20 protein-coding genes are annotated in these 23427 nt (G+C 43.8%); 17 read left to right on the top strand and 3 right to left on the bottom strand.

Annotated features, from left to right (window positions below; all coding sequences use genetic code 11):
• Positions 1-7 precede the first annotated feature (7 nt).
• The 12 genes from PHQ97_08455 to PHQ97_08400 all read left to right on the top strand — a co-directional run bounded on the left by PHQ97_08455 (position 8) and on the right by PHQ97_08400 (position 13815).
• On the top strand, positions 8-757 hold the full coding sequence (locus tag PHQ97_08455; protein ID MDD4392759.1) for a WecB/TagA/CpsF family glycosyltransferase: 750 nt from the start codon (positions 8-10) through the stop codon (positions 755-757).
• 390 nt (positions 758-1147) lie between these two features.
• The gene (locus PHQ97_08450) at positions 1148-2245 is read left to right on the top strand and encodes a Gfo/Idh/MocA family oxidoreductase (GenBank protein ID MDD4392758.1); all 1098 of its coding nucleotides are present in this window, start codon (positions 1148-1150) and stop codon (positions 2243-2245) included.
• 20 nt (positions 2246-2265) lie between these two features.
• Positions 2266-3144 (top strand): hypothetical protein, encoded by an 879-nt coding sequence (locus PHQ97_08445; GenBank protein ID MDD4392757.1) that lies wholly within the window; start codon positions 2266-2268, stop codon positions 3142-3144.
• A 210-nt stretch (positions 3145-3354) separates the two neighbouring features.
• A complete protein-coding gene (locus PHQ97_08440) occupies positions 3355-5004 on the top strand; it encodes an MraY family glycosyltransferase (GenBank protein ID MDD4392756.1) in 1650 nt (549 codons plus the stop codon).
• A 258-nt stretch (positions 5005-5262) separates the two neighbouring features.
• Positions 5263-5817 (top strand): polysaccharide export protein, encoded by a 555-nt coding sequence (locus PHQ97_08435; protein ID MDD4392755.1) that lies wholly within the window; start codon positions 5263-5265, stop codon positions 5815-5817.
• Positions 5818-5854: 37 nt separating this feature from the next.
• Positions 5855-7012, top strand: a complete 1158-nt coding sequence (locus PHQ97_08430) for an outer membrane beta-barrel protein (protein MDD4392754.1) — start codon at positions 5855-5857, stop codon at positions 7010-7012.
• Positions 7013-7043: 31 nt separating this feature from the next.
• Positions 7044-8789: a Wzz/FepE/Etk N-terminal domain-containing protein gene (locus tag PHQ97_08425; protein MDD4392753.1), complete on the top strand. Its 1746-nt coding sequence runs from the start codon at positions 7044-7046 to the stop codon at positions 8787-8789.
• Between the two features lie 170 nt (positions 8790-8959).
• Entirely contained in the window at positions 8960-9811 is an 852-nt protein-coding gene (locus tag PHQ97_08420) for an AAA family ATPase (protein ID MDD4392752.1), read from the top strand.
• A 3-nt stretch (positions 9812-9814) separates the two neighbouring features.
• Positions 9815-11008, top strand: a complete 1194-nt coding sequence (locus PHQ97_08415) for an AAA family ATPase (protein ID MDD4392751.1) — start codon at positions 9815-9817, stop codon at positions 11006-11008.
• A 503-nt stretch (positions 11009-11511) separates the two neighbouring features.
• The gene (locus PHQ97_08410; protein MDD4392750.1) at positions 11512-11655 is read left to right on the top strand and encodes a hypothetical protein; all 144 of its coding nucleotides are present in this window, start codon (positions 11512-11514) and stop codon (positions 11653-11655) included.
• 998 nt (positions 11656-12653) lie between these two features.
• Entirely contained in the window at positions 12654-13226 is a 573-nt protein-coding gene (locus PHQ97_08405) for a hypothetical protein (protein MDD4392749.1), read from the top strand.
• 40 nt (positions 13227-13266) lie between these two features.
• Positions 13267-13815, top strand: coding sequence for a hypothetical protein (locus PHQ97_08400; GenBank protein ID MDD4392748.1), 549 nt, complete (start codon positions 13267-13269; stop codon positions 13813-13815).
• On the opposite strand, the gene PHQ97_08395 is transcribed toward PHQ97_08400, so the two are convergent.
• Positions 13757-15352, bottom strand: a complete 1596-nt coding sequence (locus PHQ97_08395; protein MDD4392747.1) for an ATP-binding cassette domain-containing protein — start codon at positions 15350-15352, stop codon at positions 13757-13759. The two genes, PHQ97_08400 and PHQ97_08395, sit on opposite strands and share 59 nt — an antisense overlap.
• A 58-nt stretch (positions 15353-15410) precedes the next feature.
• Between PHQ97_08395 and PHQ97_08390 the strand changes: the two genes are divergently transcribed.
• Positions 15411-15647, top strand: coding sequence for a hypothetical protein (locus PHQ97_08390; GenBank protein ID MDD4392746.1), 237 nt, complete (start codon positions 15411-15413; stop codon positions 15645-15647).
• A gap of 11 nt (positions 15648-15658) precedes the next feature.
• Positions 15659-17011 (top strand): adenylosuccinate lyase, encoded by a 1353-nt coding sequence (gene purB / locus PHQ97_08385; protein MDD4392745.1) that lies wholly within the window; start codon positions 15659-15661, stop codon positions 17009-17011.
• A gap of 32 nt (positions 17012-17043) precedes the next feature.
• Here purB and PHQ97_08380 read toward each other — a convergent pair whose 3' ends face one another.
• Positions 17044-17730, bottom strand: a complete 687-nt coding sequence (locus PHQ97_08380; protein ID MDD4392744.1) for a PilZ domain-containing protein — start codon at positions 17728-17730, stop codon at positions 17044-17046.
• 1078 nt (positions 17731-18808) lie between these two features.
• Here PHQ97_08380 and PHQ97_08375 point away from each other — a divergent pair.
• The gene (locus PHQ97_08375) at positions 18809-19822 is read left to right on the top strand and encodes a ketoacyl-ACP synthase III (protein ID MDD4392743.1); all 1014 of its coding nucleotides are present in this window, start codon (positions 18809-18811) and stop codon (positions 19820-19822) included.
• Positions 19823-19876: 54 nt separating this feature from the next.
• The gene (locus PHQ97_08370; protein MDD4392742.1) at positions 19877-20893 is read left to right on the top strand and encodes a nitronate monooxygenase; all 1017 of its coding nucleotides are present in this window, start codon (positions 19877-19879) and stop codon (positions 20891-20893) included.
• A 178-nt stretch (positions 20894-21071) separates the two neighbouring features.
• Here PHQ97_08370 and PHQ97_08365 read toward each other — a convergent pair whose 3' ends face one another.
• Positions 21072-21758, bottom strand: coding sequence for a GntR family transcriptional regulator (locus PHQ97_08365; protein ID MDD4392741.1), 687 nt, complete (start codon positions 21756-21758; stop codon positions 21072-21074).
• Between the two features lie 966 nt (positions 21759-22724).
• Here PHQ97_08365 and PHQ97_08360 point away from each other — a divergent pair.
• Positions 22725-23387: a GntR family transcriptional regulator gene (locus PHQ97_08360; GenBank protein MDD4392740.1), complete on the top strand. Its 663-nt coding sequence runs from the start codon at positions 22725-22727 to the stop codon at positions 23385-23387.
• Positions 23388-23427 lie beyond the last annotated feature (40 nt).

Raw genomic sequence — 23427 nt, 5'->3', positions numbered from 1 at the left:
GGTGAATATGGAAACAGCATTCGAAAGAGCTAATATTCTTAATATTCCCTTTTCCTGTTGTCAATTCAGTGAAATTTTGCGTGAAATCCAAAAAGGAATCAATGACAGGGACAGCGGCTGTATATGTATTACCAATACAGAGTCGTTATATCACGCGCTAAGGGTGCCGTCACACTTCCAATATATTCATAACGCGAGGTTTTCATGTTGCGATGGGATTGGTGTCGTGATTGCCGGTAAACTTCTGGGGCACAGCATTCCACGACTCAATGGCCCGGATTTGATGCTCAAGTCCTGCGAATATGGAACAGCGAAAAAATGGCGGCATTTTTTCTATGGAGGAAAGCCGGGCGTAGCCGATTTATTAAGCAGAAGCCTTTCTTCAAAATATCATGGACTGATAACTGCCGGCACTTATTCGCCGCCATTTCGCGAATTGACTTCTGATGAAGATGATCACGTCATTGAACTGATCAATGATTCCAGACCGGATATTGTGTGGGTGGGTTTAGGCCTGCTCAAACAGGAACAATGGATAAACAAACATATGGGTAAAATTCATGCGCCCTGGATGATAGGTGTCGGCGCAGCCTTTGATTTTTATTCAGATACAGTTAAAAGGGCACCCGGAGTTTTCAGAAATTTGGGGATGGAATGGCTGTATCGACTGTCATTTGAACCCAGGATGTTCAAAAGAAATATTTACAGTTTTTTAGTCATATGGCTTGTTGCAAAGGAAATTATGCGCAGAAGGTAAACGTTTTATTTCACCCCCCGCCTCATCGTTCAAACATAAAGAATCACACCGTCTCTAAAACGGTTGCTAACCAACCGGCCCGAGCGAGTCTCTTGAGCGTTTTCGAAATTTTTCCACAAAGTCTAATTTAATAGTATCGGCATTTCCATTTTTAGATCAATTTTAGGCTCCTCAGTCCGCCCGCAAGGGTGCTGAACAGAATCCAAAAATTAATAGCCGCAAAGAGTCGCAAGAAACGCAAAAAAATAAGCCCCTGATTTACGCGGATGAACGCGGATAGAAAAGAACAACTCAAACGAAGTTTCAGTTATTAATCATAAAAGAAAGATCCGCGATGATCCGCGCAGATTAGCGGCAAAATATTTTAATTTTCAAGGAGGGATACTCTTGATGCTCAGAGCAGGATTTATAGGTTTCGGCAGGATGGGAATTACCCATTATTCGATTTTGAACAGTCATCCGTCGGTGGATGTCATTGCGGTATGCGATCAATCCACTACTATGCTCAGCATACTGAAAAAGTACGTCAATGTAATGACCTTTACCGATTACAGGGAGATGATTGAAAAATCGTCCCTTGATTTTGTGATTATTTCAACGCCACCCGACTCTCACGCACAGATCGTTCAGTTTGCGCTTGAGAATAATTTGCATGTATTTGTTGAAAAACCATTTACTTTGTCTGTTGCGGAAGGACAGAATATTCTTTCGGATTTCAAATTCAGGTCTTTAATTCATCAGGTGGGTTATGTAAACCGATTCAATGAAGTGTTCATTGAAGTAAAAAAACTGGTTGATGAAGGCGTCATCGGAGATGTCAGTAATTGCTATTCTGAAATGTACGGGGCTACGGTTGTAAAAGATTCAAAATCAGGGTGGCGGGGGCACAGAAAGACAGGTGGCGGTTGTCTGTATGATTTTGCCTCCCATTGTATTGATCTGGCTGTGTATCTGCTTGGTCAGCCTGAAAAGGTTGCGGGAAGTGTGATGCAGAGCATTTATTCATCCGGTTCTGAAGATCTCGTGAGTTCAACTCTGATTTACGAAAACGGCTGTACGGTTGAAATAATGACCAACTGGAGTGACGAATCTTTTCGGAAGCCGACAAATATTTTAACGGTTTTTGGGACGAAGGGGAAAATCGTTGCCGATAAACATGCATATAAGATTTTTTTAAAAGAAGCGGATCCGGAGCATAAACTGGATAAGGGTTGGAATACAGCTTATCTTCCCGATTTGGCGCAAAGTGTCCGACTGTATGTCAGAGGAAATGAATTCACCCGGCAGCTGGATTATTTTGTCGGTCGCATCCGGAACGAAACTATAGGAAATATTGCTGGTTTTGACGAGGCATTTAAAACAGATATTGTAATGGAACAGATTGCACTGGACGCCTCATACAACCATTCTTTTCCGGATAACGATCTGAGGAGCAGATTGTTTTTGAGAAAAAGTTCTGAAAAACCATCTGCTTTTGGAAAAAAATAAATCAAACGGGGGCCCATCGCATGATTGACAACGTTATTTTCGGAGATAATCAGTTTTTCGGCATCAATCACATGTCCGAAGAAAAAGCCCGTAATCTGTCTGAAAAGTTCTCGGATTTGAAGGCGATAACCGATATTATAGAGATTGCATACGACTCCGGTATAAAATCATTTATGATCAATTCAAATGAAAGAGCCAGGGATATTTGTGATTACCTGAGGGCCAACTCATCCCGGTATCCGGATTTATGCCTGTATCCTTCCATGCCGTATGCACATAAATACGCCAATATGGTAGCTGAAAAAGGCATTTTCGCCACTTTGAAAGAAACCATTCTGGCAGATTTCAGTATGGGTAATATTATCGGTATGATAACAAAAGGTGGTGGGTCGCTGTTTGAAAAGGACATGATCAAGGTCATGCAGTTGCTGGTTGATATTGAAATGAAGATTTATCGGGATCTTACCGTTAAGGTCGTTTTCCTGCAGAATATTGTTTCTGATCTTCTGCTCGGTTTTGGACTCAAGGATTTTTTTATTGCTTTTGATTCTTATATCAGAAAAAAATATCATGCAGAAGCTGGGTTTGTTACCATGAATATGCCGAAGATGGTTGAATTTCTGATAGATTGTGGTATCGAAAATCCTATTGTATGTTCATCTGTCAATAAAGCCGGATTTTTAATGAACCCGGATATCAATTCATATGAAGCCACTCTTAAAGATAAAAAATTTCGTCCGGTGGCCATGTCGATTTTAGCCTCGGGAGCAGTCCCCCCTGAAGAAGCTGTAAAGTATGTCTGTCAGCACAATTCTATCCGATCCGTTGTGTTTGGCGCCTCAAGTCGCCAGCACATCATTGAAACTAAAAATTTGATTGAACGGTATTGTCAATTCTGAAGTCAATGCTCTTGAACCGGCTGTTGAAATCCTGCGCCTCAGGCCTCCATACGGTATTGTGCGGCTTTCGCCAATGCTTCTTCACATATGCTTGATATACTGCGATTTTCGAATCATTGCGCGCATTGTCTGGCGACTCGATTCTTGTTTTTAAACAGCCTGTTAAGCTGCTGCCTGAGAAATTCGCGATAAACCAGGGTGGGGAAAACCATGATATTTCTGTCCGCATTACTTTTATCCATGTTTATTACCATTGTGATGATTCCGGTTTGTCGGGATATAGCTATGCGTTTGAATGTGGTAGATATTCCGGATGAGAGGAAGGTACACTTGTCGGCGGTTCCCCGTTGTGGCGGTGTCGCTATGGCAATAGGTACATTGGTACCGATTTTGCTGTGGGGGGGCCGGAACGAGTTTATGACAGCATTGTTGATCGGCGCTGGAGTTATCATAGCGGCCGGAATTTGGGACGATGTGAAAAATTTGAGTTCCGGGACAAAATTTGCAGCTCAGTGCGCCGCGGCAGCAGTCGTTGTCTTATATGGCGGATTAAAGATTAAAAGTTTTGGCATGTTACTCCCTGGCGATGCACTTTTACCCGATATCGTAGCCATTCCTTTAACATTGTTTGTGATAGTCGGTGTAACAAATGCCATCAATCTGTCTGACGGGCTTGACGGCCTTGCTGGCGGTATTTCCATACTCAGCTTTTCCTGTATCAGCTACCTTGCCTGGCACACGGGGCATTTCGTTATTTTATTTATTGCAGCTGCAATGATCGGGGCGATTTTCGGGTTTCTCAGGTTTAATACATATCCGGCAAGGCTTTTCATGGGAGATGCCGGAAGTCAACTCCTTGGATTTGTTTTGATATCACTTTCTCTGAAGCTCACCCAGAATAATTTTGGTTTAAGCCCGCTGCTGCCGCTGCTTATTTTTGCTTTTCCTGTTCTGGATACCTTGACCGTCATGCTTACGCGTATTTACAAAAGAAAATCTCCCTTTGCCGCCGATAAAAATCATTTTCACCACCGGCTGATGGATTTGGGATTTTATCACACGGAATCCGTTCTGATAATATACCTTTTTCATGTTGTGTTCCTGGCCTTCGCGTTTGTCTATCAATCACATAACGAATGGGTTATTTTATCAGTTTATCTGGTTTGTTCCGGAATTATTCTCGCTGCATTTTTCAGCGCCAGGCAAACTGGATGGAAATTCAAACGGAATGAAATCGTTGATAAAGTGATTAAAGGCCGTTTAAAACAGTTAAAAGAATCTAATATAATTATCAAAATTTCTTTTAAGACGATTGAAATCGGGATTCCTTTGCTCCTTCTGTTTACCAGTTTTCTTCCTGAAAGCTATCCGGTCCATTTTACGGTGGGATCAGTGATAATTCTGGCTTTGATTACGGCTACATGGTTTGCATGCCGGAAATGGGTTCTCAGTATACTCGGATTTGCCTTGTATTTGTTTACGCCCTTTTTGATTTATTTCGGTGAAACCAACAGAGCTTCCTGGTGTCATTCCGGCGTGTTGATGATATATAATCTTTCGTTTTTAATCCTGGCCGCAGGTGTCATATTAACCCTTAAATTTACCAGGCGTACTCGTGGGTTTAAAAGTTCCCCCATCGATTTTTTAATCCTTTTGTTTGCTATAGTGATTCCGAATTTGCCGGATGAATTAATTAAAAATATGGAGATGAATTTCATATTAGTTAAGGTGATCGTATGCTATTTCGGATTTGAAGTGATACTTGGCGAGCTTCGAATTAGATCTATCGTTAACGTTCCAAAGGTATTGGCCTCGGCTTTACCCGTTGTGCTCACCATATGTTTGAAAAATTTCGTATAATTCGGTTTTTAATATCGAAACATTATTTTGATATCAGGTTTTGGATGATATGAAAATAAGGTTTTCCTGCTTTCCAGATCATCTTTTTACCGATTAAATTTCTCATGCTATTAAGTTAGTATGAAATAAAACATTAAATCAATTCGGTTAGGTGAATTAACTCACTCAATGTTTATGTCCTTCCGTTTATCAGTGGTCTTTCTACAAGCCTTTTTTAAAATAACTGATCAATTTTTTGGTAGAGAAAGGAAAATCATAATGATGAGAAATATCACTGCCATCCTGTTATGGTTACTAGTCATAAGTGCTGTCCCGGTTTCTGCTGATGCGGGTAATTACTTTATCGGCTCGGGGGATATTCTGGAAATTTCAGTCTGGAAAGATGAAGCGTTGAGCCGTCAAATCGTGGTGCCTCCGGATGAAATCATATCGTTTCCATTGATAGGCGATATAGACGTGAAAGGCATGAGCATTACGGATTTGAGAAACGCAGTTAAGGTAAAAATCTCAGAATTTGTGCCGGATGCAACGATTTCGGTTATTCTGATGCAAATCAACAGTCTCAAGGCATATGTTATCGGAAAGGTCAATAACCCCGGGGAATTTCCAATTTCAATGGATACCAGCGTGATGCAGATGCTGGCCAAGGCAGGTGGCTTGAACCCCTTTGCTTCACCGGGAGGCATTCATGTCCTCCGCCGTGTAAAAAATGATACGATATCCGTTCCGTTTAATTACAAGGATGTTGTAAAGGGGGAAGAATTAAAACAGAACATAACATTAAATCGGGGGGATGTGATCGTAGTTCCTTGATATTAATAAAGGCTGATCAATAAAAAGGTTAAACGACATGATATCAAAGACAGTATTTTTTTTGAGACGGTTTTTTTTATTCCTGATAATTGTTCTATCCTGTTACAGTTCGTACTCAATTGCTGCTGAATATAATCTGATACCTTCTCTCGGTGTCAGTGGTGAATACAATGATAACGCAGCGTTTGACAGAGACAATGAAAGAGAAGATTTTTTGACGACGATAAGCCCGTCGCTTGAATTCAGCGCTGCTACCAGCAAGGGAAATATTTCGACTAAAATTGCGGCTGATTTTTTGCGCTATGTTGATGAAACCGATCTGAATACCGAAAATCTGTATGCCGGATTGGATGCCGGGTATCAGATAACGGAACGTTCCGGTATATCGGGAAATGCCTCGTATATTGAAGACACGACACTTGAATCCGAACTTTTTGAAACAGGTCTGATAAACACCAGATCCGATCGCAAAAGATATAACGCAGGGGTCGGCAGTTCTTATAAAATATCCATGACAACTGATGCAAAAATCAATTACGATTACAGTAAAACCGAATATGACGATCCCTCAAATGAGGACTATGACTACAATCAAATTAAGGCCTCCTTTAATTACCGGCTCGATAACCAGCTGGATCTCATGACCATCCAACCCTATTACTCCAAACGGGAATCTGATGTCAGCAAAGCGGATAATTATGGGATCTCTCTCGGGTGGACCCGTTTGTTTACAGAAATTCACAGTCTTAAAATGTTTCTGGGCAGCCGATATACGGATTTAAGAGAGGAAGGAGAAAGCGATACCAGCTGGGGATGGGTGGCGGATGTGAATTTATTGAAAAAGGGAGAAAACTTTTCCTGCGATGCCGGATATAGCCGCGATGTTCAGAATGATGTATCCGGTGAATTGATTGAGGTGGACAAAATATATTGCCATGCGAATCGTAAAATTATTGGACGGCTTGGCGTTGGGTTTTCAGGAAATCTTTACTTTACCCGGTATGAAAGAGAATCGGATGGCGATATCCGATATTTTGAAGTGATTCCGTCTTTAAATTATCAGCTTACGGAAAAACACAATTTGCAGCTGGCCTACAGCTATGCGGAAGATGATGATGAGCAGGCTCAAGGAGGGCAGGCCATTCGCAGCAGAATATGGATTGCGGTTAATTTTAATTTTCCACAGAAATGGTGATAAATTAATAACCCCCTATAAGGAAAAATCCATGAATCAGGAGTTTGATGTTAAGGATCTCAAGGGTTTCATCCGAAGACGAAAAAAAATTTTTGCGGCCATTTTTTTATCCGTTTTTCTGATTTCGGTAGCCGTAGCGTTTATGCTGCCACCCATATACAGATCAGAATCCATGATCCTGGTCGAAGACCAGCAGATACCCCAGGATTATGTAAAATCTACCTTGACCAGTTATGTGGAAGAACGTATCCAGATGATTACCCGTCAGGTGATGAGCCGGAACCGGCTTCTGGAAATAATTGATCAATTTAATTTATACCCGGATATAAGAGGTACATACGAGACAGAGTCTATTATTGAAAAATTGCGGGATGATATTCAGCTGGAAACCATCAGCTCTGATATCGTGAATAAAAAAACCGGCCGAACCAATACGGCGACCATTGCGTTTACACTGTCCTATGAGGGCAGAGAGCCAGAAACGGTACAGAAAGTGGCTGAAGAGCTGTCTTCCCTCTATCTCAAAGAAGATTTAAGAACGCGAAATAAAATGGTTTCTATGACGACAGACTTTCTTGAAAAAGAAGCGGAAAATTTAAAGAAACAGATCCATCTTTACGAACAGAAAATCAGTGAGTTTAAAATGGCGCATTTAGGAGAACTTCCGGACGATTACGGGCTGAGTCTTCAGAGTCTGGCAAGGCTGGAGAACGACCTGGATCGGGTCAATACGGAATTGAGATCTTTGCAGGAGAGAAAAATTTTCTTTACAGGAGAGCTTGAAAAAGTGGAACCGTTAATTCCGGTTTTGACAGATCAGGGCAAAGTGTCCATGAATCCGAAAGAACGACTGAAAATCCAGAGGCTGGATTTGATCAGTCTTCAATCGACATTATCGGAAAAACATCCGGATATCATACGATTGAAAAGAGAAATCGCCGAGTTGGAACATCAGGTAGGCAATACGGATGATTCGGTGGAAAAGGTGCGGATGTATAACGAGCTGAAAGGACAACTCGCTGTGCTGACGGGCACACTGGGATCAAAACATCCTGATGTCATAACGCTTTCAAAACAGGTGGAAAATCTCTCGGCTGAGTTGAGCAGTTCCGGAACGGTTTCAGCAGTTGAAAAGATATCCGGGGAAAAGCCGGATAACCCCGCATATATCAGCCTGAGAGCACAGATCGGTTCAACGGACGCTACCATCAACAGCCTTGTCACACAACGCAATAAAATCAGAAGCGAATTGGAGGAGGGGCGAAGGAAGCTTGGCAACAGTCCGATAGTGGAAAAGCAGTATAAGGAATTAACCCGCGGTTATGACAGTGCCATGACAAGATATAATGATATAGTCAGCAAAGTGCTTGAGGCAAAACTTGCTCAGGGTATGGAATCGGGTCAGCATGGTGAACGATTTACCATCATCGAACCGGCTCCTCTGCCGGGAAAACCCTACAGGCCCAATCGGTTGGCCATAATTCTATTAGGTTTTATGTTAGCTGTGGGTTCCGGCATAACGGTTGCTGCGGTTCAGGAAAATATTGACCATTCCGTTAAAAATGCGGAAGAATTTTTCAGGCTTACAAATATCCCGGTATTTTCTGTTGTGACCATGGTGCAAACTGAATATGACAGACGGTCACGTCGTATCCGGAAATTGTTATGGGTTTTGCTTGCCACGTCTCTTGTTGGCCTGTTCATTTTGCTCATGAATTACTACAATATTCCAGCTGATAATTTGTGTAAAACGGTATTGGAAAGAGTGAAAAGTTAATTTGTATGCAATAAAATTCAGTCGAATCTGAGTGGGTTATCCGGGACAGGATTCTGACTCCTTTTTCTATTTTTTTCGTAACGTGAGCCACATCACTTAATTTAATATCTCTGAATCTCTGATTTTTTTAACTGTTTTTAAACGTATAATTTTTATACAGGGAGCTTCGTATGAGCAAATTGAAAAAAGCTCTGGAAAAAGCAAAAGAAGACAGAACAATCAATCAATGTACCCAGGATCAGCTCAGGAAGTATTCGGATTATACACTGAAGTTGAACCGGATAAATTGTGAAAGTCTCCGCCAGGAAGTTCAGGTAACCTATTCACAAACCAAAGTACAACAGATTGATCCGAAAATTCTGAAGAAAAATAGGGTGATTTCGTATTTTCAGGATAATCCTATGACCCAGCAGATCAATATGCTGAGAACTCAGGTGCTGACCAGACTTCAGGAATCCGGAGGCAATACCCTCCTGATAACCAGCGCCAATCCGGGTGAAGGGAAGACATTTACCACCATCAATCTGGGAATCAGCATCGCGTATGAAATGGATCGGACGGTTTTGATTGTGGATGCGGATTTAAAAACGCCGTCAGTTCATCATTATGACTTTTCCAGTGATTTTTTCGGGATCGACGTTGACCAGGGAATTTCGGATTATCTCATGGGGCGCCTTGAGATTTCTGAAATTCTGCTTAATCCCGGCATTCAGAAGCTGACCATACTTCCGGCGGGTCAGCCGCTGACGAATTCCGCAGAGCTCCTGGGCTCTCCCCGTATGGAGTCGCTGATGAACGAGATGAAGGGCCGCTATCCCGGAGATCGCGTCATCATTATCGATGGCCCGGCGCTGCTCAAATATGCGGATCCCGTTGTGTTATCCCGGTTTGCAGATGGCATTTTGTTCGTATCGGAAGAGGAGAAAACCTCCCGTGATGATATCAAAAGAGCTTTGGAATTGTTAAACGGAAGACCGGTTTTTGGAACCGTGCTCAATAAGTCAAAATCCAGCAGGGGATAGCCCATGTATGAATCGTTCTATGGTTTGAAAGAAAAACCGTTCCAGATACTGCCGGATCCGGGCTATTTGTTTATGAGCAAAGGGCATGAAAATGCCTATATCCATCTTGAATATGCGGTTTTTGAAAATAAAGGGTTTGTGGTGATTACCGGGGAAATCGGCAGCGGTAAAACCACACTGATTAATTTGTTGTTGAATAAAATTCAACAGGATATCCAGGTAGCGCTGATCAACAATACCTGCATTCAACCCGGCCAGCTGTTGAAGATGATTTGTCAGGAGTTTGAGCTTCAAGTCAGCGGGATGGATGAGACGGAAATGAGGGGTGTCTTTTACAGTTTTCTCCTGGAAGAATTTTCCAGGAACCGACGCGTGACGCTGATTATTGATGAGGCCCAGAATCTGGCCACTGAAATGCTGGAACAGCTCCGGCTGCTTTCCAATCTGGAAGCTGAAAAGCATCATCTGCTTCAGATGGTGCTGGTCGGACAGCCCGAGTTGAAATACAAACTTCAGCGCAAGGAGCTGGAACAGTTTGTCCAGCGTATTACCGTTCACTGTCATCTTGACGCATTGAATCCGGAGGAGGTGGATGATTATATCCGATTTCGGTTAAAGGTAGCCGGTGCTGAAAAACACGATATTTTCGGGCAGAAAGCTGTCGAATCAATCTCTAATTATTCCAAAGGTATTCCCAGACTGATCAATATCCTTTGTGATACAGCGCTGGTGTATGGATTTGCCGACGGGTTGAAGACCATTGATGAAAAGGTTATTGAAAATGTTGTCACGGCCAGGGAAGCCGGAGGCATTTTTACGAAATTCGGCGGAGATCATCCTGCCGGAGATGCTTCCGATAATGTCGAATCTGTCGAAGTCGAGGCAACCGGTTTTGATCTGTCTCAAAACCGGTTTCAGCTCATGGGACAGCGGTTTCGTCTGTTGGAAAACAGGATCGATTGCATGGAACAACGGCTATCAGATCTGACAGACGGTAAGAAGAGCCGGGATGTGATTGTCCTTGAATTGATGAAAATGGTAAAGCAAGGCATGGAAAGCCGTGGCAACCTGTTGATGAAATTTATCCGTCTCAAACACAATATGGAACTGATTCAAAAAAAGAGCGATCAAAAAAAAGTGCAACCGAAGCGTGATCAAAAGGAAGAAGAACCGATGAAAGCCTTTTATTATGACTGAATTATTAATTTAGTGGAACGACAAATAAGGTCTGAATATGACTATTTTAAATAGCCATCAGATTTGAGTCGTTTAAAAAAGCCGGGCCGGGTGCAGCGGTAGCTGATAAACATCGGCGCCCTGTTAATATGCAAAAGTTTTTGGTTCAGTAAAAGCCGGGCGGTATAGGAACCCATGGCCTCGTTATCCGGAATATGCGGAATAATCGAGGCCTTTTTTATGCCCGGGGGCGGGGATCATTCCGGGAGATTTTTCCAGCTGGGATGCGGGTTATCGTCTGGCTCTGGCCAATGAATTGACCGGCGATCGTCCCTGGCTGGGTGAACTGTACCTGGTGGCGGTGTTTAACCGGGCGCTGGGTGCCGAAGAGGTTACGCAGAATTTTACGGCCGGTTATAATCCATAACTCTGATCGACAACAATTAAAAAAAGCCGCTGTGGTATTTACAAAAATACCCGGCGGCTTTTTTTGTTTAGTGCCGTCTCGTCAGTTACCAAAAACAATGCCGAATAAAAACACCAGCGCCGGTATGGAAACCAGCGACGCCACAAAGCTTGTGAAGATGAACTGGTTGGCGTTTTTCCGGTTTCCGCCGGCGCGTTCCACCACGATGGGGATGGCGGTTACCGGCGGGACGGCGCTCTGAAGGATGACTATCCGCGTGGATGTTATAGGCCGGTTGAATCAGCATCAGCGGGGAGAGCGTGATCAACGGGAATGCAAAGTTTTTTTATCAGGACGAATTTGATGATTTCAGACATATAAAACTCGCCTTTGCCCCTGAAATCGAGGTAAATATTGCCGCCTAGTATGATCATCAATCCACTAAGGGTTCGCTCAGAAATAAGTTTGCAATTTTAAGTGTTGAGGCGCCTGTCTGGCAAGGCACGAAAGCACAGGAATATCAAGCATATCCCGAGCTTTCGTAACGAAGCCAGGCAGGATGCATCGGCGCTTAAAATGTGAAGTTATTTTTGAGTGAGCCCTAAGGGCATAGGCAAGAATAAATTGCGCTGGGATTGCGCCTGATTTCGGCGTTTCGCAAGAGACCTTTCCTTGTTCGTCTTCAAGACATATCAAAGCGTGTATACTCGTTGCATGTGCCCTTTGATACAACGCGGGGGACATGATATAAAGACACGCAGACAGGTGCAATTTGTTTTTGCCGGGGCCCTGCTGATAGGGAGTGTTCATCCAGAAATGGCTATTTTCCCCAATTTCTGGGTCAGGCTCAGATTTTAATCCTCGAAATACTCAATGTATTCCTCCGGTTAAAATCTTCGTCTTCTTTGAACTTGAAAAATTATTTCATTTCTGGACGAGCTCTATGGACAGCTGACGCCTGAAGGCTTACAGAAGCACAAAAAAATGTCCGGTCTGTTAATTGGAAGTTTGCCCTTATAGGGTTGATCCGGTTGTGTTTGACGGGATGTATGATAACACTGCCTAATATTTTTTTGAGTTTTTAGGGTTTGATCATAACTGCGGCCATAACGTCGTGAGAACCGTCCCGGCCGTTCCCGGCTTCTCCAGCACGATACGGGGGGATGCCGGGGCCATGAAGCTACACGTAAGAGAATATGGCCGCGGTTATGATCAAGCCCAGTTTTTTTATATTGTATGAGATAAAAATAGGTCTTGATTATGCAGCATTCATATGGAACAGATAAGCCTGTGCTCCGTGTTCCTTTTCCACATGCTTACTGGGTGATACCGGACAGATTCATGGCTGGAGGGTATCCGGGAGCAAACCGTCCGGATCAGACAATTGATAACTTGAAATGCCTGTTTGGCACGGGTGTTCGTCTGGTCATCAACCTGATGAAGCCGGAGGAATTATGTTGCAGCCGTAAGGCTTTGACTGATTATGCCGGGTACACAGACGGAGTCGCCGATTCGATGGGAATTTCTGTCGATCTGGTCAGCATGCCGATTAAGGATACCTGGGTACCTTCGCGGCGTGAAATGTGCAGAATTTTAGACAGGATTGACCGGGCTCTTGAGAATGAAAAACCGGTTTATCTTCACTGCTGGGGCGGAAGAGGCCGAACCGGTACGGTTGTCGGTTGTTATCTTGCCAGACATGGGCTTGATTTGCAGGGTGATAGTCTCCGCCTGCTTCAGAAACTGAGAAAAAATACGGAAAACAGCCAGCTCCCGTCACCGGAAACGTTTATACAAAGCGAGCTGGTCAACTCCTGGGTGAAGTGGGAATAAAAACGATTTAAGCCTAAATGAATTTTTTGCAGGTGTAACAATGAAGAAAATGTTTACGGAAATTGACAGGGAAAGAATCAGACAGTTTGCTGCCGATATTACACCGAAAACCTGGAATATTGTTCTTACCCCCAAGGAAGATAAGCTGGAACCGGGCACGTTAAATATCCTCCTGAGTTTCAAGGCGTCACAATATGAGGTGTATTCGGATGGCCGGGGTCAAACCTGTTATAGCGATGAAAGAGGCATTGAAATATGCCGGAGAATGATACCCGGTGGAATGCTGTTTATGGACCTTTTTGACATCGGCATTGACCGGAAGGGTAAAGTGGCTCAAATTGTTGTGCAGCTGTGGCCTCAATATCAGCAGATGAAAAAGGTATTGCTTCAGGAACTGGCACGGGTTGCCGTGATACGGAGGCGGGCGTGGGAGGTCCGCGCGTATAGGCAGGCCGGTCCGGTAGTCGTGAAAGAGGACCTGGTATGCGAAAGAAACGTTCGATTGACCTTGGATAAGGCCTTGTCATTGTTTACCCGAAGGGCGATCCGACATCATGGCGATAACTATCTGGAGCATAAAATGGTGTAGTCTGAGTCTGAGCCTGAGTCGGGGTCGGGAGTCGTCGAATTTCTGAGGTGTAAGATCCCTGCGGTGTTTTTTTCAACTCCAGAACACAATGGGTGCATGCCGGGATTTCTTCTGGATGATGGGTCACATACAGGATATGCGTCGGGCTCTGCTGACCGATGACATTGATCAATTCTGACATATGGTGCCGATGGATTGTGTCCAGTCCCTGGCAGGGTTCATCCAGAATCAGGAGCAGGGGGGATTTAACCATGGCCCTGGCCAGAAGCACCATGCGCTGCTCACCGAAGGAGAGCTGGTCAAACCATCTGGTGGCCAGATATTCGATTTCCAGAAGGCTGATCCAGTATCGGCCAGTGTGTTCTTGCTCAGTGCTGAATTTGTGGTAAAGGCCTACCGAATCAAAAAAGCCGGACATCACCACATCGATGCCGCGCAGGCGTTTTCGGTAGCGGATTTGAAATTCGGTAGAAATCATGCCGATATGCTTTTTGATGTCCCAGATACTTTCCCCGCTTCCTCTTTTTCGTCCGAACAGATAGATATCGTTGGTGTACGCCTGCGGGTGATCTCCTGAAATCAGGCTGAGCAGTGTGGATTTCCCGGCGCCGTTAGGCCCCAGAATGGTCCAGTTTTCCCCGGATCTGACAGTCCAGTTAATGGCATGGAGCACCCGCACATCACCATAGTCCACATTGACATCGATCATTCGAATCAGCAATGGGGGCCTGCGGTCATCTCCGGCGGGTTTGGGTATTGATGGCGAAGCAGGATATGGCAGGAATATCGGATTGAAACAGTCCGACCGGCTGTCGACTGGATGCCGTTTCAGGATATGCTCTTTTTTGCCTTGCGCAATCACCCGGCAGTTTTCAACACAAATCATGTGGGTCACAGCGGGGATAATTTCTTCCGGCCGATGGGTTACCAGAATCAGCTGCATTCCGTTTGCTGTCAGTTCACCGATAATGACGGCCAGTTGTTTTCGGCTGTCCACATCCAGACCGTCAAGGGGCTCGTCCAGTATCAACAGTTCCGGTTTTTTGATGAGTTCCCTGGCAATGAGAACTTTTCGCATTTCACCGGTGGACAGTGCCCGTATGGTTCGATTGAGCAGGGGAAAAATTTGCATTGTCTCAACGGCGTTATCCACATCTGCCTGACGGATGTGGATGTGTGATGTAGTTGGCAGCAAGAGCTGTTTCACCGTGGTTTCGCTGTAAAGATCGCCGCTGAAACAACGGGAATGATCCATTGAATCTTCCGAGGAAATCAGCTGGCGGTGAAGATCAAATGATACATAACCGATGGATTGAATAGATGATGGACCGTTATGCCGGAGAATCCTGCCTTGCACAACAGGCATCCGGCCGGCAACGGCCTTCACCAGAGATGACTTGCCTGAACCGTTTGGACCCGTTACGGCCCAGTTCTGACCGGTTTTGATGTCCCAGTTGGTGCCGGAAAGTATCATCCGGTTTCTGACGCGAACGGTAACCTGCTCAAGAGTGATAAGAGAGTGTTCTGAAATGTTCATATGGTTTTGCCGAGGCTCTTGTGTCTGATGAATTAGAAAATTATTTATATAATACCATATGCAGAGGCAGTCAACCATCGGCAGTCGTGAGTCCTCAGTCGTCGCCTCCACCACCCGCCATTCACTACAAAACTGGCAGGTTCCCATCCGGATTATTCATTTATTCATTCATCTGTACCTTCGGTCTTTAGACATTGACACGATCAGCAGGGTTTTTTATAGTCTTCCTAAAAATGCAGCCCTGAAGATTGTTACGGTTATGCCGCTATCCGGTCTGACCAAACCCATAAAATGAGGTAAAACATTATGCAGCTGTCATCTTTAACTGCCATTTCCCCGGTGGATGGCCGTTACCGCGGAGCCTGCGGGAAACTGGCGGATTACTTTTCGGAAGGCGCTCTGATTCAATACAGAATTCGCGTGGAAGTGGAATATTTTATTGCGTTGTGCAACGTGCCGCTTCCTCAATTAAAAGATTTTGACAAAACAAAATTTGAACCGCTCCGGCAGTGCTATAGAAAGTTTACCATCGAAGACGCTGAAAAAATAAAAGATATTGAAAAAATCACCAATCACGACGTAAAGGCGGTGGAATATCTGCTGAAAGAAAAATTTGATCACCTGGGACTGGAAGCTTACAAGGAATTCATCCATTTCGGCCTGACCTCCCAGGATATTAACAATACGGCGCTTCCCTTGTCGTTGAAGGAGGCGTGGATGGAGGTGGTTAAACCGGTCCTGGACGATGTGGTCAACGTACTGGAGCAGATGGCCAGGCAGTGGAAAGATGTGCCGATGCTGGCGCGTACCCATGGTCAACCCGCTTCCCCGACCAGCATGGGAAAAGAATTTTATGTGTTTGTGGACCGGCTCAACAGCCAGATGCAGCTTTTGGAATCGGTTCCGTTTTCGGCAAAATTCGGGGGGGCTACCGGTAACTTCAACGCTCATCATGTGGCGTATCCGGACATGGACTGGATATCATTCGGAAACCAGTTCGTAAATTCCGTTTTAGGACTTGACCGTTCAAAAGTGACCACGCAGATCGAGCATTATGATAACCTGGCGGCCTTTTTTGATAACATAAAGCGCATCAATACCATTTTTATTGATCTGGCCCGGGATATATGGACTTACATCTCTATGGATTATATAAAACAGAAAATCAAGCCGGGAGAGGTTGGATCATCGGCTATGCCGCATAAGGTAAATCCCATTGATTTTGAAAATGCCGAAGGCAATCTCGGGATAGCCAATGCCCTGTTTGAACACCTGTCCGCCAAATTACCGGTTTCCAGGCTCCAGAGAGATCTGACCGATTCGACGGTTACCCGCAATATCGGGATTCCGCTGGCCCATACACTCATTGCGTTGAAATCCCTGCTGAAAGGAATGGGTAAGCTGATTTTAAATGAAAATGTGATTCGAAAAGACCTTCAGGACCACTGGGTCGTTGTGGCCGAGGCGATCCAGACGATTCTGCGCCGGGAAGGGTATCCAAAACCCTATGAGGCGCTCAAGGAATTGACCCGGACCAATATCTGTATCGATCAGGATGTGATCGCAGAATTTATACGGAAACTTGACGTATCCGAATCCGTTAAGGAAGAACTGTGGGCCATCACGCCTGAAAATTATACCGGGATTTATGATTTCTGATCCGATGCCATGGAAAAGGAAAACCAGCCGGCTCAGCCTTGGCAAAGCTTGAACTTGTCGCACAGCTCGTTGAGCTGGTTTTCCTTGATATGAATAAACTCCACGCCAATGCCGGGTAACTGCATTCCTTCACCCCACGGGATAATACGGCGAATCCGTCCTGAAATGGGTGATTGTTCACTCAACTCCTGAATGACAAACTCAATATCCGAGTCAATCTGCCTTGCCGTGCTTGTGATAATAAAGCAGCCCCCTTTGGATATGTCGAGTGTCACGGTTTTTTCTGTATCATACGGGGGGGGAGACGTCTTGTACCAGACGGTAACATTAAGATGGACATTTTTCCGAAGAGCGGATCGCATCTTTCTTGCCGGAAAGCTGCGACATTCGGTTCGGACGAAGGCATCCAGACTCACGTCGCCCTTGGTTTTGCCATAATACAGGGAATGAATTTCGTTTTTTACGGCATCATAATTGAGTTGCATAATCGGAAATTGATCGATGATGGTGGAAAGAAATTTTTTTTCCGTTATAGGCGATTTGATCAGGATGGGCAGGTCAATCAGAATTCCATTATGAGCAGTTTCAAGCAGGGAATCGTGTAATGCCTTGATTGAATGGACAATATCGATAAGAATGCCGAATTTTTTGATCGCGTCAAGGTAGATTTCAGTTGGTTCCCCAGGCCTGGCAGCCAGTATAACTCTGATATCATTCATCTCGGATTCCGTTCAGTATGAATTTGCATATGCTATTGTCACAGTACGATCTGGAAAAACCATGGCCGTTAAGATTCCATTCCGCGGCCTGAGTTCAGGGGCAGGAAAATTCCGAGAACGTAATTTTTTTATAGATAAATAAAATATAATGGCAAGTGGTGTCAAGATTGAAACTTTTCGACTTCCGGAAATCGTGTTGGTTTATTCCTTCGGGCTGACCTGCGTTTTTCGAAACAGGCCGTCTCATGACGGCAACGCCCCCGCTTAAAATAAATTTTTCACAGGGTTTTTGTAAAGACTGCAGCGTTAATCAACTCCGTTTTTTTCCGTCTCTCTTTTCATTATGAAGGGATGAATTTATCATCGATTGGGCCTGAAACGTGTTTGGGTCAGAACGTTCAGTCAATTATTTATGAGCAAGCCCGATCATGAATCGTAATTTACTCTTTTTTTAAAAAAAGAGTAATAAATAAAATGTATTATATTTATATAAAAATATAAAAAACAGATAGATATAAAATTATTTCAGCCGAATTGTGTCGGATACATAAGTCTATTTTTTCAGCTGAAACCGTTCTGACGTAAATAACACAGTGCGTTGATTGAGGGGCAATTATTGGGTGAAAAGGTTTTGTGCTTTTCCGTTCAGCTCGGCGCCATAGTGTCTTTGTAATAACATATTATTTTATATATTAATATGTTATTGATTTAAATCCACTGTCGTCACGGTCATTTATTTTAATGATTTCGCGTGTAAAAGACAATTAAATTCAAAAAATATTAAATAAAAAGCTTGACATTATGTTGCGTATAAATTACTTAACCGGGTACTTATTCGTGACGGTTTAACAAAATAGAATAATGTTCAAAATCAATAGAATATAAAATAAATGTAAGAAATAAATTTTCATCTAAATTAGTTATGTGCGTGATCCTGTGTCATAAACACGGTTTCAATCCAATTATCACCATTTTCCGCCTCCGTTTTTATCTTCCGTATTAATCCTGTAAATCTGCGACTGAACCGGGGATATCGCTGAGGGTAAAGTAAAAATCATAATGAAAGGAACGTTACACCATGATTTATGCCGCTAGAATTACCGGAACCGGGTCTGCTTTCCCAAAACAGTCCTTTACCAATGAGGATATCGTAAAAAAGCTGGCCGAAATGGGGGCTGAAACCAGTGACGCATGGATACGGGAAAGAACCGGGATATGCGAGAGGCGGGGATCCGATCCGCATGATCCTGAGGAACGCAATTCATCCCTCGGAAAGGCTGCCGCTTTGCAGGCGCTTGAAATGGCTGGCAAGAGCCCGAAAGACATTGATCAGATCATTTATGCCACATGCTCACCGGATTCACTGATGCCGTCCACCGCCTGCTGGCTTCAACATAAAATCGGTGCGTCAAATGCATGGTCTATGGATGTAAATGCCGCATGTTCAGGATTTTTGTATGGATTGTCCACCGTTGAAAAATTCATTCAATGCGGTCAGGTAAAAACCGCTCTGGTGGTCGGCGGAGAAGTGTTGAGTTCATTTGTCAACTGGGAAGACAGGAATTCATGTATATTGTTCGGCGATGGTGCGGGCGCCGCAGTTGTCGAAAGTGTGCCTTTCGATTCATCGCGTAAAATCTTATCCAGCCATCTGCGTTCAGACGGCGACCTCTGGAGACTGCTTCATATTCCGGCCGGCGGAAGCGCAATGGAGGTCACGCCTGAACGCTATCTGCAAAAGCTGCACAAAATTACCATGAATGGTACTGAAATTTTCAAAGTGGCGGTCAGGGCGCTTTCGGATTATGCAAATTTTGCGCTGGAAAGCAATCACATGACGGCAGCGGATCTTGACTGGTTTGTGCCGCACCAGGCCAATCGGCGAATTATCGAAGCGGTGGCAAGGCGCATCAATGTGCCGATGGAAAAAATTGTCATCAATCTGGATCGTTACGGAAACACATCCGCGGCTACGGTTCCGACCGCATTGGATGAAGCCGTACGTGACGGTCGAATAAAAGAAGGACAGACCGTCCTCCTGGATGCCTTCGGGGCCGGACTGACGTATGGGGCGGTCTTGATGCGGTGGTAGGAGAAAAACGCTGGCTAAACGTAGAACAGCAGAATTTTAAACAAGGATAAAGCGATGTTAATCGATGATTTTTTTAAACGCGGAAAAGATTTTCTGGGGTGCGAAATTCCAATTATGTGCGGCGCCATGACATGGATCAGCGATCCCAAGCTGGTCAGTGCGGTTGCCAATGCCGGAGGCTTCGGGTTGCTGGCCGGAGGTAACTCGCCGGTAGAGATATTTGAAAACGAGATTCTCGCTACCCGTCAGATGACAGAAAATCCCTTTGGGGTTAACCTGATTACCGTTGCTCCGGTATACCATGATCAGCTTCGGATGGTCTGTGAACAAAAATGTGACGTGGTCGTATTCGCCGGCTCTATCCCGAAATCATTCGAAATTGAAATGGCTAAAAACTCCGGGGCAAAAGTGATCTGTTTCGCGTCTACCGGAACGCTGGCAATGAGTCTGATTGATCGGGGGGCTGATGCACTCATTCTTGAAGGATCCGAAGCCGGGGGGCATATCGGTCCGGTATCGTTGACCGTTCTTCTTCAGCAGATTCTGTTCAAGGTGGACACGGTGCCGATTTTTGTTGCAGGTGGAATTGCAACAGGCCGTATGATGGCTCATATGCTGATGATGGGGGCAGCCGGGATTCAGATGGGAACTCGCTTTGTCATGTCTGAAGAATGCAGTGCGCATCCGAATTTCAAGGAGGCGTTCAAAAAAGCCAATGCCCGTGATGCCATGGCAACTCCTCAATTTGACAGCAGGCTTCCTGTCATTCCTGTGCGGTCTCTCAAAAATGAAGGGACCGTTAAATTCGGAAAACTCCAGCTGGAATTGCTTCAAAAACTGGATGAAAATGAGATTGACCGTGTGGAGGCCCAGCATGAAGTCGAGCGTTTCTGGATCGGTGCGTTACGAAATGCGGTTGTGGAAGGGGATATAAAAGGGGGTTCGATCATGGCGGGACAGTCCGTCGGCCTGGTCGATACAGTTAAACGTATCCGGGAAATCATGAGCGAAATGGTGAATGATGCCGAGACAGAACTTCAAAAGCTGAAGGGCATTTTTGAAAGTAACTGATTTGCCGGGTCAGTCATAACCGAAAACAGGAATCACATGGTGCCCGAACGAACCCCTGATAATTGGATGCAAAACTTCGCGCACATTTTAAACATACTGTCACCATGATAGTATAAGAGCCAGGAATGCTGACCTGCGGGCCGAAAGGAGGGGGATGGCTTTTTATAAGAAAGAGGAATCATTTTGTAAGAGAGGGCTTTGGCTTTTTAAGAATATGGCCGACGATAGTGGAAATATTTTTGCTTGATACCTCCAGATGCGCCGTCAATTGTTTTCTGGCGGTCTGGTAATCTCCGTTTTTGATTGATTCGAAAATTTTTTCATGATCGTTATGGGCCTGATTCGAGTTTTTAGCATCGGAAAAATAAATATAAATATATCTGCTCAGATTACGTATCAACGTCGTAATGTTTCGACTGATATAGGAGTTGTTCAGCGTGTCGACGAGCGTTTTATGGAAGTTTAAACTTAATTTTTGAGATCTGTAAATATTTTCAGGAGTCAAAGAATTTTGAAATCTGCTTTCTTTTATTTCGACCAGCAATTTTTCCATTTCTGGTATTTTTCGGATGTTTGCCTGTTCAAGATGCCTCAAGGCATCTAATTCGATTAGTTGTCGAAATTGAAAAATATCGGTTATTTCCTTGATGGATAGCTCCCGGACATAGATACCTTTTCTGGGAACGCTGATGATCTGGCCTTCCTGCTGCAATACGCGAAAGGCCTCCCTGAGCGGCGGACGGCTGATGTTGAAATCGGAAGATAATTTCATTTCGATGAGTTTTTCGCCCGGTGCAAATTCTCCCAGAATTATTTTCTTCCGAATTAGTTCGATAGCCGCCTCAGTAACACTTAAGATTATCATGGATTTTGTGCTCGTATTTGTTTGTACCGCCATATAAATGGGGGATGTTTGTAAATAAATGGTTGTTTGCAATCAGTAAAAATTTAGAAACAGCTCTACTTATTGATGAACTCATAAAAAGTACCCACACCCGTCATTTCCAAGTAGGCGGGAAGCCAGAACGTGCTGAAATGAATATATCTATTATTTGGGTTGAATTTTGCATAATAACTTAATTTGGGACCGTTAATCAACAAAATTTTTAGATTTAAATTGTTCGGTTGAGGCGTATGTTAATTTAGTCTTAAAAGAAATTGGCGGTTAATTTTATATAACCAATTGTTTTTGCAAGTGAAACGGTGCATTTGCTGCCGCCGACAGCAAAAATCATCGGCAAAACAAAGATTTTTTTATGGAATTACAGAATCCGCTTCCAGAATTCGGTTATGGATGCGTTTCAGGGGAATTATAAAGAATTGAAGAGAAAAATATGCGGTGTTCTCGGCAGATTCATCAGGCCCCGCTATTCTCCGTTAGAGCCAACAACTTAATTTTATTGAAAGTGAATAGCAAAATTTTGTTTTACTATCGCCTGTTCGTTATATAAGTTTGATTTGTCCGTTTGAAAAAAAATTGTGAAAGCGGTTGGAAAGTAGTTGCCAAAATTTTAAAGTTTCAAACAGACGGACAAATTTGACTCACCAGCCTGTTACAAAAAAAATCGATAATGTATCCCTCGTTTCGGGTTGCACCGGAATAAAATCAGCATTTGTTTCAATTTTACAACCCCCTATCCCCGAATGAAATTTTTCCAAATTTTTAAGCCGATGCTTTAAAAAAATCACAACTATTTAATTATAAATGAATATTTAAATATTTAGAAGGCTATTTTTTTTCTTGACACTTAATGTATAATTGTATACAAACTAACAAAAATACAAACAGACAAAAATACAAACAGACAAAAATACAAACGTGAGTGTGCTAATGATAGAAATTATCGGGGTGACAGAAGCAGCTACCAAGGCGATTAGACGAAAAATTATATCTGGTAAACTTGGGCCATCTCAAAAGATAGTTGAATCCGAGTTAGCTGAGAATTTGGGGATCAGCCGACCTTCGCTTCGAGAGGCTTTTCGGATTTTGCAACAGGAAGGGTTGCTGGTGGGAACACCCCGAAAAGGCATGAGCGTTGTGGACCTTTCGATAGGCGATCTGAAGCATATCTATCAGTTTCGCGGGATGGTTGAGCAGTACGCTATCGAAACTTTTAACAATGACAATTTGGCGGTTCTTGAAGAATCGATTGTTGAAACCTCGGACTGGATCGACGGGCATAGCAATATGGATACGGAAAGTCTGTGGGTTTTTCGAAAAAAAATTACCGATTTTCATGTTGCACTCGTCCAAACGTTGGATAATCCATATATCGATCGATCATATACATGTCTGATATCGAATCTGGCGCGGTATCATTTTTTGCAATTTTACTCAGACGGAACACATCATTCGGTTGAAGACCACAAGAAAATACTGAAATTTTTAGAACAGGAACAAACAGAAGAGGCAAAACGGTTTTTGAAAGAGCATTTGAACTGGTCCTATCAGTCACTTTATAAAATTGTGTCGAATAAAGTAATTAATAGTTAAAAAACGGGCGCTAAACCGGGCTGATTTAACTCTTTGACTG

This window comes from Desulfobacterales bacterium, assembly GCA_028704555.1.
Lineage (GTDB): Bacteria > Desulfobacterota > Desulfobacteria > Desulfobacterales > JAQWFD01 > JAQWFD01.
This window is presented reverse-complemented; position numbering and strand designations above follow the sequence as displayed.